Below are 251 nucleotides of genomic sequence, written 5' to 3' on the forward strand. Positions count from 1 at the left end.
GATCTTAACCGCTGGCCAATTAGAAGGCTTGCAGTACGATGCCCCTGCCGACTATGACAGCGGTGATGCCGTGGGTAACTTCACCTACAGCGTCAATGACGGCACTGTCACTGAAAACGGCAGCGTGGCGATCACGGTCAACCCAATCAACGATGCGCCACTCGTCGATAGCAATAGCATCAATGTCAATGAAGAGACGCAAAATACGTCTTTAGGCCTCAGCGCACCAACCGATGCTGATGGCGATAACC

Annotated in this window: 1 protein-coding gene; it reads left to right on the forward strand. The window is 53.0% G+C overall.

Annotated features, from left to right (window positions below; translation table 11 throughout):
- Positions 1 to 251: Ig-like domain-containing protein (locus K5Q73_RS21530; protein ID WP_220766215.1), on the forward strand; the 251-nt coding region annotated here is incomplete at both ends.

Origin of the sequence: Shewanella sp. MBTL60-112-B2, from assembly GCF_019655055.1 — a bacterium.
Classification (GTDB): Bacteria; Pseudomonadota; Gammaproteobacteria; order Enterobacterales; family Shewanellaceae; genus Shewanella.